Consider the following 13,918-nt stretch of genomic DNA (forward strand, 5'->3'; position numbering starts at 1 on the left):
TCTTGACTCACGTGGCTCGCGCTTAGGAGCATCTTTTTGTGCTTCAGCTTCAGTTTTTCCATCTTTTCTCTTAAGAGCTTCAACAGCTTTGATAGAAAGCTTAGCGCGTCCCATTTTATCGATTTCAAGAACCTTGATCTTAACTTCCTGACCTTCATCTAGGTAGTCAGCAGCATCAGTGATTCTCTCTTCAGCGATTTCAGAGATGTGAACAAGTCCACCAACACCAGCAGCGATATCAACGAATGCACCGTAATCTTTTAAAGATGCAACTTTCGCTTCGTATACTTTTCCAACTTCTGGTCCATTCATTTGTAGAGCAACTAGTGCCATACACTCATCGATTGCTTCTTGGTTAGTTGAGATGAACTTAGTTGTTCCATCTTCATCAATCTCGATAGTAAGATCGAAATCTTCTTGAAGCTTCTTGATATTCTTCCCACCAGGACCAATAAGGCCACCGATTTGATCTTGCTTAATTTGCATAGACTTCATAACAGGAACACCTTCTTTAAGTGTCTTTCTTTCTACGCTAATCGTTTTTGCCATTTCACTTAGGATGTGTAGACGACCTTCACGAGCTTGTGCCATTGAAGTCTCAACGATTTCTTTTGTAAGACCAGTGATCTTAATATCCATTTGAATTGCAGTAATACCTTCTGTTGTACCTGCAACTTTAAAGTCCATATCACCTAGGTGATCTTCGTCACCAAGGATATCTGTTAGGATTTTGAATCTCTCACCATCAGTTACTAGACCCATTGCGATCCCTGCAACTGGAGCAGCTAGAGGAACACCAGCGTCCATAAGTGCCATTGAACCAGAACAAACAGAACCCATTGAAGAAGAACCATTTGACTCTAGAACCTCACAAACAAGACGAGTTGTATATGGGAAGTCTGTAGGAATTACTGCTTTAAGAGCACGTTCAGCAAGGTTACCGTGACCTTGTTCACGACGTCCAACACCACGTACACCACGTGCCTCACCTACTGAGTATGGAGGGAAGTTATAGTGTAGGTAGAATTGATCTTCACTTGTTCCGATAATACGATCACTCATTTGAGCACCTTTGCTACCACCAAGTGTAACAGCGGCCATTACCTGAGTTTCACCACGTGTGAATAGAGAAGATCCGTGTGGAACTTTAAGAACATCAATTTCTGTTTCGATTTCACGTACTTCAGCAAGACCACGTCCAGCAATACGCTTATCTTCGTCTAGGATATCTCCACGAAGCATTTCATACATTAGCTCATCAACACCTTTGTATGCTTCTTTTCCAAAAGCTTCGTCTTCAGCAAGACCAAATGCTGCAGGATCCGCCGCCATTGCGTCTTTAACTTGAGCTTCAATCGCTTTAACAGCTTTTTGTCTTTCAAGTTTATCTGTAATTTTTAGGGCCTCACGCGCAGTTGCCGTGTAGTCTGTTCTAATTTTTTCTAGCATTGTTTCGTTAGCAGCAGCAGAAATGAATTCACGCTTTTCTTTACCAACTTCTTTTTGAATATCTTTAAGGAATGAAACGAAACCTTCGATTTCTTTTTGTCCAAAGAAGATTGCATCAAGAACATCTTGCTCAGGAGCAACTTTCGCTTCCCCTTCAACCATAAGGATTGCATTGTCACTTGCTGCAACAACGATTTCCATATCAGACTCTTCCCACTTATCGTGGTCAGGGTTGATTACGAATTCACCGTCAATACGCCCAACCTTACAAGTACCAATTGGACCAGCAAATGGGATATCAGAAATAGTTAGAGCTGCAGAAGCACCAAGTGCTGCTAGAACCTCAGGGTCACCTTCTGGTGAGTAAGAGATAACTGTACAAGAAATAACAGTATCAAACATATATCCATTAGGGAAAAGAGGTCTAAGTGGTCTATCAATTAGACGAGCATTTAGAGTCTCACCTACTGAAGGGCGACCTTCTCTTTTTAGGAATCCACCAAGGAATTTCCCTGCTGAGTAAAATTTTTCTGTGTATTCAACTAGAAGTGGAAAAAAGTCTTGTCCGTCTTTCACTTGAGTTGCAGATGTAGCAGTAACTAGAACTTGTGTACCACCACTAGATACGATAACTGATGCGTCAGCTTGCTTGGCCATACGTCCAGTTTCAATTGTAACTTCCTTACCACCAAAGTTGTAAGTAAACTCTCGTTTGTTGTTTAACATAAATAACTCCATTTATATTTTTGAATGTCTATATTAAGAAATGTGTTAGTTGGAATGTATGTGAGAAGAAATCCAAAGAATATGAAAATCTAAAACCACCGAAATCAGCATGTTTTTAAATTTTAATATCCCTTAAATCTCAAACTCTCCTCTTAACCATTTCCGTACTAAAATTTTAACTTTTTAAATAAAAAAAAGGAAGCATAAAGCTTCCTTTCTTTTTATTTGGTTTACTTTCTAAGACCAAGTTTCTTAATAAGTGCTTTGTAGCTTTCTTCGCTGTTAGTAGCTACATACTTAAGAAGACGACGACGACGTCCAATCATCTTAAGAAGACCACGGTTAGATGAGTAATCGTGGATGTGTGAACCAAAGTGAGCTTTTAGGTTGTTGATTCTTGTTGTAAGAATAGCAACTTGAACCGCTGCACTTCCGCTGTCTTTTTCACCTGCACCAAATTCAGCTACGATGCTTGCAGTTTCTGCTTTTGTAATCATAATTTTCTCCGTACTTACCCAAAACCGAGCAAGGAAGTTATTTTCCAGGCCAAGTGAGGGGCGCTATAATTTTGAGCATATTATCTTATAATTTCGCTCATGTAAACCTTTAAATTCTCGAGCAAACGGGCCTCAATTTGGCGAATTCGCTCTCTAGACACCCCGTAATCGTCAGCAATGGACTGGAGTGAGCGCGGAGCATCATTTAAGAGTCTCTCACGAAAGATTTCTCGGTCCCTAGGCTTTAGGCCTTGAATGAATTGGTCCAGATTATCTTGTAATAATTTCAAGGATTGCTGAAATTCAATATCCTCAGCAAAGTCACCAGAATCAGGTAGCAGATCACCCATTGTTGATGATGACTCTCCCACAGGAGTATCGATGCTGACTTCTGAGCCACCTTCACCAAGGCGCATATCCATCAGGGCCACGGCCTTCTCGCTTACATCAAGGTTTTGAGCAATGGTCTTGTGGTCGGGTTTAATCCCCTGGGCCTCGAGGCGTTCTTTTTCACGCATGAGGTTATAAAAAAGCTTCTTCTGTTCATTAGTTGAACCGAGCTTAACTAACTTAAAATTATCGAGAATGAACTTCAAGATATAAGACTTAATCCACCAAGAAGCGTAATAAGAGAGCTTGGCACCCTTATCTGGCTCAAAGAGTGAGACGGCCTTCATTAAGCCGATATTTCCCTCTTGGATAAGGTCCATCACATTGGCATGAGCACTGCGATATTCCATGGCAATCTTAACCACAAGGCGTAGATTTGAGACAACAAGCTTCTTTGCCAGATCAATATCCCCTGATTCACGAAATTGCTTAACGAGTAGCTTTTCTTGTTCAGGTGAAAGGAGTTCGTAGCGAGAGATCTCTTTTAGGTATTGATTAAGTTTATTATCTAGCTTGGAAGGAACCGGCAGGTTCGAAGCAATGGCCGGTAGTGTCTCTTGAATCAGCTGGACTTCTTCATCAATTGTCAGCTTCTTTGGGCCGATATCAACGTAGTCGCCTTCCTCATCAGATATTGAATGAGGAGTTACGATAAGATCGGAATCTTCGACAGATGGAAGAACCTCGACATCGAACTTTGGTTTATTATTGTTTTTAACTTTTGCCATTAAGGCTATTTATCATTTTTTGGCTTCGACGGCCATAGAATCGATATTATTTAGGGTTTCTAAGGACTTAATTTCATTTAAGTCCCTTGTTGATAAATCAGTGACAATCCTTTTATTTCGTATTGCAACAAGAGCAAATGGAGCAATGCGGATGTTAACTCCAATCTTTAGTTGCTTTGCTTCATCACCTTTTGGCAGCTCGATATAGTCAATAATATCGAATTGTCTAATAAGTTCATCGGTCATCACTTGAGTGAGATCTGCATTTACAGAGAACTGCATTAGGGTATTTTTAATATCCTTATAGTCATTTTCAATATAGAGACTTAGACGTTTTTTTAGCTGTTCAACTTTCTTGTCGTCATTTCCAACATGAGCGATTTTGTACTGCTCATAAATCCACTTAATATCAGTACGTGGAATATTGATATCGAAGTGGAGATTAATCATATTAGTTACATCACTGGCCTTATCAAATTCACCATGAAGAACATTGAAATTTATTTCAGGAAAGCTTTTGCGATAAACAAAGTAGTTATTTACTTCTTTATCAACTTGCATAACGAGAGCTTCCTCGTAAGAAAGTTTTTTAGAATTTGATTTTAAATAATCAAGGGCCCAAAAATCCCATAGGCCATCATTTGATAAAGAGATATAATCTTTGATCGTTTTTGAATCATGTGTCCAAACGTTAAAATCAGGCACTCGTGTGACGAGGGCCAAGAATTGACCAATAAGGCGAGGCTTTTCATCCTTAAATTCATCAAGCGCTTTAACAAATTCGCTATCAACCTCAGTGGAGTACTTTGGTGATGAGAAACGAAATTTTTCACAATAGGCCAGTTTATAATCAAAATTAAGATTAGCTGAACCAACTGGACGAATAATATCTTGTTGAATTTTGGAGATGTTTTTTGGGCGACAGATTTGATTTCGGCAAAGGGCCCCTTTTTTGTCTGAGAGCTTATCTTTAAATGCATATGTATCAAGACCGCTAAGTTCGCGAATGATATAGCTCATGACAGCAGATGAAGATAAGAAATTTGCAAGCTTTCTTGGGTAATTAACTTGCCCCCCCCATGAGCATGCGTATGAGAAAATACCAGTGGTGTAGTATAACTCATTAACTAGAATTTCATTTTCACTTTGTAGTTTATTTAACTTATCTGTATAGAGCTTCTTTCTTTGATCAATTGGTAAAAAGATTTGGCCTTCGTCTTTAAAGTAGTTTTGGAAAAGATATTTAATTAGGCGGTGGCCCATCAATGTAATATTTTGAGAACATTTTGAAACGAGAGAGTTAACAAGATTGTCATATTGCTCACTATCAAATTGAAGCTTCTTGGCATAAGTTGCAATGGCCTGCATCGAATAATTCATCATCTTATACTGAAGTGTGGCCATTATTGTTCGGTAGAACTCGTCTCTTTCTAGGCCATTATTGAAGTAAAGTTTTGCACTATTTTCACGACAAAAATAATCAAGCTTTTCATCTTCGAGATAGAATTTTCGGTAATTATTTAGAAGGTCGAAATTTTCTTTTGAATTTTTAACACGAGATTGCTCAATAGACTTACCAAGATTATCAAATATCTTATCTCCTTGTTTGTTAAGAACAAGAGAATCAGCTGATAGTGCTTGTAGCGATATCATTGCCAACAATGAGCAGGCCAACAAACGCATATACTTTAAGAATTTTGCAAAAACATCCATGTAAAATCCATTTAAACTTTCGCTTAAGTTATCGGAATTATTCCCGAAAGGTTTAATGGGAAATTTAAAAGAATTAAAATATGAAAATAATTTCACTTAAGGCCATTCTCTTACTCATAAGCTTATCGTTATTAAGTGAAGTCATTCGTGCGCAATCTAATGCAAATATTATTTCAAGGCAGGCCAAGCGTGAGCTAGATCCACCTTATAATATCTATCACGAAATTGAGGCCGCTTACTTCAATGAAGGGCTACAACTAGATGATCGCAAGGATTTTCTTGATCAATTGAGGGTTGCTAAATCCCTTTTAATTGATGGCCATTCCAATGATGCCATCCTTGTTCTAGAAAAACTTTCGGCCAAAACAAATAGTTATAAGAAACAACTTCTCATTAACCGCTTCCTTGTACTTGCATACTTCTCCGATGCACGGGCCAAGGAGACACGCGAGACACTGGCCTCCTTACAAGATAACGCCTCTTGGTTTTATCAAAATTGTACAATGAGAATGGTGAGTGCCCTTTCAATGCCAAAAGAAATGAATGAGAAAATTGAAGAAATCTTCAATAATTGCATTGTCAGAATCCACAACAAGAATCCATATCAGGACAATACTTGGCTTAACCTTGTCTTAGAAAAGCGTCTTAAAGGTTATGTTAGATCAACACGAATCAGAGACCTAATGGCCAGCAACAATATCGATATCATAAAAACAGTTCTTCGTTATGGTATCTTTTTTAAAGAGCACGAAAGAGTTTTAAAACACTATGGAACAATACCAGTTGAATTCTATGCTGACCCAATGCTTAGAACACTAGTTTCAGTTAATCTTTATAACGCTGGAAAATATGATCAAGCATTAAAACTTGCTCAATCAATTGATAATACAAATACAAATAAAATTAAAGGCCACATGGAGATTCATAAAGATGATATCAAGACGGCCTATTCTCACTATATATCAAACTTAATTCAAAAGCCTGAATCAATCGTAAATAATAAGCTCATACTTACCACAGCATGGCTTAGTGGGAATTTTAAGAATGCTCGAATCGCACTTTCAAAAATTCCATTATCAGACTCACTTTCTCGTGAAAAAGAACTTTTAAGAATCAATATTCTTATCAAAGAAGGAAAGTTTAAAGAGGCCGTTTACCTAATGAATAATCTGGATATTCGTTATAACAAGCGTCTACCTTATGAGGCAGCGATTCTTAGTACATATTTAAAATTATTAAATAATGATCAAAACTGGATTCAGCTAAGTGATAAGTCATGCCTTAACAAGAATATCATCAGTTGCTGGCTGCATATGCAATCGAAACTATGGGATAATTTTACAACTGAAGTGATTCGAAAGGATCAAAAGATGGAATCAAAAACGATACAGGATCGACTTGAGTCCATGATTACAGCACCAGCACAAAAGAAATTTAATGAGCCAGTGCTTATTTATCAAAAAGATATTTACGAACTAGACTTAGCACAGTACCCAGACCTTGGGCACTGATCTCGTTAGAACGAATAGCGATAACCAAAGTTAATCATCGCGCCACTCATATCAACATCGCTGTCATTACCGCCACCAGAAATAGAGAAAGAGTGTGTTAAATACTCTAGCTCAGCGAAGACGAAACTATAACGATTAAGCCAATAATCAAGCTTACCTCCGAAATAAAGGCCCATACCACTTTCAATATCAAAGCCATCATCAGCATTGGCCAAGCTATACTTAGCACCAGCTTTAGCAAAGAGGTCTAGCTTTTTCAAATTAAGAACCTTAACGCCAAACTCTCCGATAAAATTGGTAAGAGTTGCACTGACAATACTAGAAGTAGCATTTAAAACAATAGGCTCTTCATCAATTGAAAGCTGTCCACTAACGTAGAAGATCGAACCAAATTGATAATCGACACCAAGATTCATTTGATAGAATCGTTCAATATTATTCGAAAGACTTGAGCTCGCAAAGTTTTCATTCAATAGTCTAAACTTGGCAAATGGACGAAAGCTTCCATTACCCATAAGGGCCAAGCTAAGCTCAATCCCCCTCTTGCCTAATTCATAATCGCCACTATCATAGCCGAATGTATGGCCCTGATTCACAAGAGAGAGCCCTATAATATTTGAAGAAAACCTTTCGGCCGTCGTCATTTTCTTTCCACTAACATTCTTATAGCTTGCAAGAAGTAAGTTTGATTTTAAGAGGTCATTTAATTCACTTTGTTTTTGAATTGACTCATGAGTGTTATTAACAACAAGAAATCCGCGGTTTGGATCAAGTGTAAGATTCTTTGGGGAAATAAAATTCCCATTGGAGCTGTTGATACGTCCAATTTCTCGTGCTTCATAGACACGATAATTCTCATTGAAGGTCGCATTCTTTTCAGGTGGAATATAAATACCAGAAACCAGATCAACTAATCCACCGGCCTTTGGCGCATACCTTTTTTGTGAGCTTGAATACTGGCCACGATATGAGCTTCTCTGCTCAGCAGGTTTGAAGAGATTATCTGTAAGTGGATAAGGAGATAAGTTAATTTCCTCACTATCAGTATCTTCTGAATAGACTGTCATATCTAAACGATTATTAGGATAAAGTTTTGATAGCTGTAGCGGGTTTAACTTAACAGGCATGGAAACAGGCCTTGACTCGTGAAATGTAGCACTATATTGGCCACGTGCAACTGTTGCCACGTCCTTTAATTTTTCACCAAAGAGAACATCATTAATCTCTTTGCTAAAATTTCTGATTTCATTATTTGTACGAAATTTAAATTTAATTTTTTGTTCATTAAGACTTCTTCTAAAAACAAGTCTTTCACCCGCACTGAATTTATGAGAGCGATTGATTCGCTTCATATTTGCTTTACCAGTAAAAGTCAGCGTTCCAGTTACGTTATTATAGATATTGTAGAGAACAAGAGAGTCAGTGTCTTCAAGGCCAACAAGAGCGCTATTAGTTCTTACAAAAATACGATCAAAGCGAGTGTCCCTAACCTTTCTTTGTTTCTTAACTTTAAGTCTTATGATCCCAGCGTGAAGTGAGACAAAGTCACCTTCAGGTGCATTGATAAGCTCAATTGTAACCTTTGAATTAGGCCCAATGATAAATAAATCACCACGTTCATTTGAAAGTCGAGCATATGAATTATCTTCAGTAATAATAAGAGTGTCTTGAGAAAGATTTATATCACTAGAGATTTTAGTTGCATCTATTTGGCGTGATTGATTCTTACTTATCAATGAAATATCACCACGTCCTGAATTGAGCTTTATTGCAGCTAATGTTTGGATTGAAACACAAAGTGATAAAACAAAGAAAGTACTTTTTAAAAGCATGTATATTCCTAAATTGACTTAAATTCTAAAATTTCTAATATTGAAAGTTACTTCAATTTTACTTGAAACTATTTTTAGGTCAACAAGCAATATAGACAACTCATTAATAAAGCGACTACTTATCTTCTTTAAACTCAACACCATCAAATTGATAAACAATAGACTTATCTTCCACAACAGTTGTGATTGAAACAGGTCTCTTCCAAATCTTATAGATATTTGCCATCGTATCTTGGGCCTGAGTTAAGTCTAGATCGACACCCTGGTGAACATGGCGAAGAAGTAACTCTCCACGGTTCTTATGATTAGCAGACTCGACCTCTATTATTGGAGAACCAAAATTCGTTAGTTGATTTAGAAGCTTTGCCTTAATTTCTTTGAAGTCACGTGTTTCGATCTCATTTCGGCCAGTGCGTGAGTTATACTTATAAGTGAAAAGCTGCATACGGTTGCAAAATTCTTCAGTGAAGAACTCATCGATAAAAGTAATATCGTTATGAGTACGTCTTACTTCAAAAATCTTTTCGCGTCCTTTATTCGTTTCGATATGCCAATTCTCTTTCTTGTGTAGATCTGTACACTCTTGGTATTCTTTACCAAATTTTCCAGTATCCCAACGGTACTCAATATCGCGCATCAGCTCAATACCGATTTTATATGGATTAATATTTTGCTTACTCATGGCCATAACACCAGAGTGAATATCTGCAAAATCAATAATCTCAGAACTATTCAATGCCTTCTTCGTTAGGATCTTAGAGTGCCAATAAGAGGCCCATCCCTCATTCATAATTTTTGTCATTCTTTGAGGTAGAAAGTAATACGCTTCCTCTCTAAGAATACCTATGATATCCGCTTGCCAATCTTCAATTGGAGCATGATCAATAAGAAATTTCATGATATCACGTGTGCCGCGAATTTCTTCATCTAACAGCTCTAGAGGCGTCTTTTTAACTTCGTCCTTACCTTCTTCAAGTCCAACTCGTCCCATTTTAGAATTCATGAAAGAGCGCAGAACTTGCGAGCGATCATCTTTGAATTCAAAATCCTCGTCGGCCGATGTTTTTTGTTTTTCTTCGCTTTGGAAAAGAACATTAACATCCAGTAAGTTTTCAAAAGAAAGAACTGTATCAATGAATTCTTCCACACGATCTTGGCCATACTTATCCATGTAGCGACGCACTTTTGTCCCATGATTGGCCATAACATCCATCATGCGACGATCTGTTCCTCTAAACCAAGCGTTATTTTTAAAGAAGTCAGCATGGCCATAAACGTGGGCCATAACTAGCTTTTGATCAACATAACGATTAGAGCTAAGAAGATAGGCATAACAAGGGTCTGTGTTAATCACAAGTTCGTATATTTTTTGAAAACCGTATTTATTACCTTTAGCAAGGCGGTCGTACTCTAGACCGAATCTCCAATGAGGATAGCGTGAAGGAAATCCTCCATTTGCGGCAAGAATACAAACGGTATCATAGTCACAAACTTCGAATACAACAGGATAGAAATCAAGTCCGTACTCGACTGCATAGCCGTGTACTTCATCTCTTAATCTTGCAAGTTCACCACTTAGTGGTTTTGTTCTTTCCATACTACTTATTACTGGAGTCACGCCTTACTTACCTTTTCCTAGAAAATCTTTTATTGAATCTAAGATTGCTTCTTTATTTTTAATTTTACTTAAAATGACATCCTCATGTTTTTCACCGAACTCTTTGGAAAGGTCTTTATAAAATTGACCTGAACCATAACGAGACTCAACTTGTCCGTAGAAGAATGCATTTGAATTTGGAATGATTGAATTCTTTAAAATATCAAGACAAACCTTTGTGTCTTCGGCCGACCAGTTATCACCATCAGAAAAATGGAAAGGATAAATATTCCATTCATCCGAATTATAATCACTAGCGATCATATCCTTACAAAGCTTAAGTGCCGATGAAATCAGAGTTCCACCACTTTCACGCGTTCTAAAGAATGTCTCTTCATCAACTTCTTTTGCCGTTGCATCGTGGATGATATAGCGAATTTCAATGTCTTTATACTGAGACTTAAGCCATAGGTTAATCCAAAAAGATTCTGTGCGAACAATTTCTTTTTGCTCATCACCCATTGAACCTGAGACGTCCATCATATAAATAACAACCGCAGAGTTTTCAAATTCAATCTTTGAATCACTTGAGCGGTAGCGCATATCACTTTTAATTGGAACAACCACAGGATTCTTTGGATCATAAGTCCCCATTGCGATTTGACGCTTTAGTGCCTCTTTAAAAGATCTCTTATAATGCTTTAGGGAATCTGGCCCAACTGTACCGATACTAGTGTAGCGATCCACAGTTGACTGCATATTCTTCTTCCCCTTAGGTTCAATCTTAGGTAGCGCGAGCTCATTGCCAAGAATTGAAGCAAGCTCATCGAGACTCATTTCAACATCAAGGGCCTTCTCACCTTCCCCTTCACCAGCTTCTCCTGGCTCTCCTTGACCTTCTTGTGGTTCACCTTGTCCATCGACTGGATCCCCAGGTTGGCCATCACCTTGTCCTGTTCCACCTTGACTTTTGTCGCCAAAACGAAATTGTGGAGTGTTGATAGAAGGCATTGGAACTTTAAATTGGCCATTACCTTTTGGAATAGGCATCTCACCGCCGGCAATATACTTTCTTAGATTATCACGCACCTTTCCTTTAATAATTTTACGAAAACGTGCGTGGTCTCTTTTAATCGGGTGATCCATTAACTCTCCAATTGTGGAGGTGCTAAGTCCTAAGACTTAGCACTGTCTCCTTTTGCAAAAATACTAGCGACATAATTAAGAGCATCAGTTGCTGAGATTTCACAGTAACCGTAATTCTTAATTAGACGAGACTTGATAACATCAATCTTCTCTTGTGTTTCTTTATCAACAACATTTGAGATGATTGTTGTAAGCTTAATCGCATCTTTTTGATCTTCAAAAAGCTTAAGTTCAAGTGCACGGTGTAGTCTTTCATTCATCTTGTAATCAAATTGCTTACCTTCGATTGCAAGAGCACCGATGTAGTTCATGATCTCACGTCTAAAGTCATCCTTGCGTGATTCAGCAATGTCGATTTTCTCTTCGATGCTTCTCATGAAACGCTCATCAGCTTCTTCAAGCTTACCAGTGTACTTGTTGCGAACCTTCTCTTTTTGAGTGTAGGCCTTAACGTTATCAATATAATTTGCACATAGAGTTTCAATTGCAGTTTCATCAAGAGAGATCGCTTTTTGAACATCATTTTTAACGATGTCAGTATACTCTTGGCGAACAATTGCTAGCATCTCACGATACTTATCTACTGCTTCTGGATTATTTGCCATTGAATGCTTAAGCCCAGACTCTAGTTCGTTGAAAACCATGAATGGATTTAGAGAACCAGTGTGTCCATACTTAACAAGTGCATTTGAAATTTTATCTTGAATATAACGAGGAGAGATCCCTTCAAGACCTTCTCTAACAGCTTCTTTACGAAGTTCTTTTACGTTATCTTCATTATAACCAGTTAGCGTCTTACCGTTATAAAGCTTAAGCTTTTGAACAAGAGTTAGATCGGCCTTCTTTGGCTCTTCCATTCTCGTTAAAACGGCCCACATAGCTGCCATATCTAAAGTGTGTGGGGCGATGTGAACATGAGGAATCTTTTCAGCGTTAAAGTCACGCTGATAAATTCTCACTTCATTATCAAGACGAGTGATATATGGAATATCAATTTTTACGGTACGGTCGCGAAGTGCTTCCATAAATTCGTTATTTTGTAGCTTTCTAAATTCAGGCTCATTTGTGTGACCAAGAATAACAAGGTCAATATCAGTTTGAGCGAATTTCTTAGGCTTAATCGATTGCTCTTGAGAAGCGCCTAGTAGGTCATATAAGAAAGCAACATCAAGTTTTAACATTTCGATAAATTCGATAATACCACGGTTCGCGATATTGAATTCACCATCAAAGTTAAAGGCACGTGGGTCAGAGTCTGATCCATATTGTGCGATCTTTCTGTAGTTGATATCCCCTGTTAACTCAGTAGAGTCTTGGTTCTTTTCATCTTTAGGTTGGAAAGTACCAATACCTAGACGATCTTTTTCTGAAAGAATTAGTCTTTTAACACGGATATGGTTTTCCATAACCTTCATGAAGTCACCATCATACTTAATCATGTATTCATTCAGGATATAACGGTCAGCAGGACAAACTTCACCACGGATTTTAATCTTGTGGTCCTTATTGCCCTTATTCATATTTTCTAAGAACTCTTTTCTTACTTCGTGTGGAATTAGCTTTAATGGATCTTCATGCATTGGAGATGGAAAAACTTTTTGTCCACCAAGAATGTCAGATTCTTCTTCGTCATACCATTCAAAAGTATAAAGAGCACCTTCATCTGTGCGTGAATAGTGTTCTAAACCTTTTTTAAGATTTCTTGCAATTGATGACTTAGCAGAACCAACAGGCCCATGAAGTAGTAGAACCCTTTTTTCAGTTCCGTAACCAAGAGCTGCGGCCTTAAAAAAGTTAACTAATTTCATTAGGTGTACATCAATTCCAAAAACGGCATCTTTACCATTTCCAATTGGGTCATCAAAAAAGTGATAGCGAGTGATTTCTTTTTTATATTCTAGATAAGTACTCGTTCCAAAAGTCATAATCATATCGAAAATTCTTTGGAATGAATTGCGTCCGATTCTTGGGTCTTCAGCTACAAGATCTACGTAATCCTGAAAACTCCCCGTCCAGTGTAAGTGAGCAAAGTCTTCAACTTTGTAGTTCTCACTCATAAAGTCTTTCATATTCATTTTAGTCATATCTTCTCCATCCATGAGTTGCATTCGATGCAAGCTAAATTCCTAAATATATTATAACGTGAAAAACTAAGTAGAAGCAAAGGTAACTATAAAAAAAATATGTAGTGACTTTTTGACACCGTAAAATAATCAGGTACTCACTAAAATTACTAGGCAAATATTTGGCAAAATGAATGCCCAACAAAAGCATTTGACTAAAATCTGTATCCAATTGAAAATATAGGAATTACAGATTTAGCATTGTT

At 37.7% G+C, this 13,918-nt stretch carries 8 protein-coding genes and 1 pseudogene; 1 reads left to right on the forward strand and 8 read right to left on the reverse strand.

The features are described from left to right. Nucleotides 1–87 precede the first annotated feature (87 nt). The 4 genes and pseudogenes from pnp to ABMA79_RS12475 all read right to left on the reverse strand — a co-directional run. Nucleotides 88–2,175, reverse strand: a pseudogene (pnp, locus tag ABMA79_RS12460) (polyribonucleotide nucleotidyltransferase); the annotation flags it as partial. 230 nt (nucleotides 2,176–2,405) lie between these two features. Further along, complete coding sequence (gene rpsO, locus ABMA79_RS12465; protein ID WP_393093094.1) at nucleotides 2,406–2,675, reverse strand: 30S ribosomal protein S15; 270 nt, start codon at nucleotides 2,673–2,675, stop codon at nucleotides 2,406–2,408. Nucleotides 2,676–2,752: 77 nt separating this feature from the next. Next, a complete protein-coding gene (locus ABMA79_RS12470) occupies nucleotides 2,753–3,790 on the reverse strand; it encodes an RNA polymerase factor sigma-32 (RefSeq protein ID WP_392860818.1) in 1,038 nt (345 codons plus the stop codon). A 12-nt stretch (nucleotides 3,791–3,802) separates the two neighbouring features. Next, entirely contained in the window at nucleotides 3,803–5,503 is a 1,701-nt protein-coding gene (locus tag ABMA79_RS12475; protein ID WP_393093020.1) for a hypothetical protein, read from the reverse strand. 80 nt (nucleotides 5,504–5,583) lie between these two features. Between ABMA79_RS12475 and ABMA79_RS12480 the strand changes: the two genes are divergently transcribed. Continuing rightward, a complete protein-coding gene (locus ABMA79_RS12480) occupies nucleotides 5,584–7,014 on the forward strand; it encodes a hypothetical protein (RefSeq protein WP_393093023.1) in 1,431 nt (476 codons plus the stop codon). Nucleotides 7,015–7,019: 5 nt separating this feature from the next. Here ABMA79_RS12480 and ABMA79_RS12485 read toward each other — a convergent pair whose 3' ends face one another. From ABMA79_RS12485 to ABMA79_RS12500, 4 genes are all read right to left on the reverse strand, one after another. Next, nucleotides 7,020–8,846 (reverse strand): hypothetical protein, encoded by a 1,827-nt coding sequence (locus ABMA79_RS12485; RefSeq protein WP_393093025.1) that lies wholly within the window; start codon nucleotides 8,844–8,846, stop codon nucleotides 7,020–7,022. Nucleotides 8,847–8,961: 115 nt separating this feature from the next. After that, a complete protein-coding gene (locus tag ABMA79_RS12490; protein WP_392860824.1) occupies nucleotides 8,962–10,443 on the reverse strand; it encodes a SpoVR family protein in 1,482 nt (493 codons plus the stop codon). Between the two features lie 24 nt (nucleotides 10,444–10,467). Further along, a complete protein-coding gene (locus ABMA79_RS12495; RefSeq protein ID WP_392860825.1) occupies nucleotides 10,468–11,589 on the reverse strand; it encodes a DUF444 family protein in 1,122 nt (373 codons plus the stop codon). A 29-nt stretch (nucleotides 11,590–11,618) separates the two neighbouring features. Then, entirely contained in the window at nucleotides 11,619–13,673 is a 2,055-nt protein-coding gene (locus tag ABMA79_RS12500; RefSeq protein ID WP_393093028.1) for a PrkA family serine protein kinase, read from the reverse strand. Nucleotides 13,674–13,918 lie beyond the last annotated feature (245 nt).

The organism is Halobacteriovorax sp. HFRX-2_2, from assembly GCF_043196705.1.
GTDB lineage: Bacteria > Bdellovibrionota > Bacteriovoracia > Bacteriovoracales > Bacteriovoracaceae > Halobacteriovorax_A.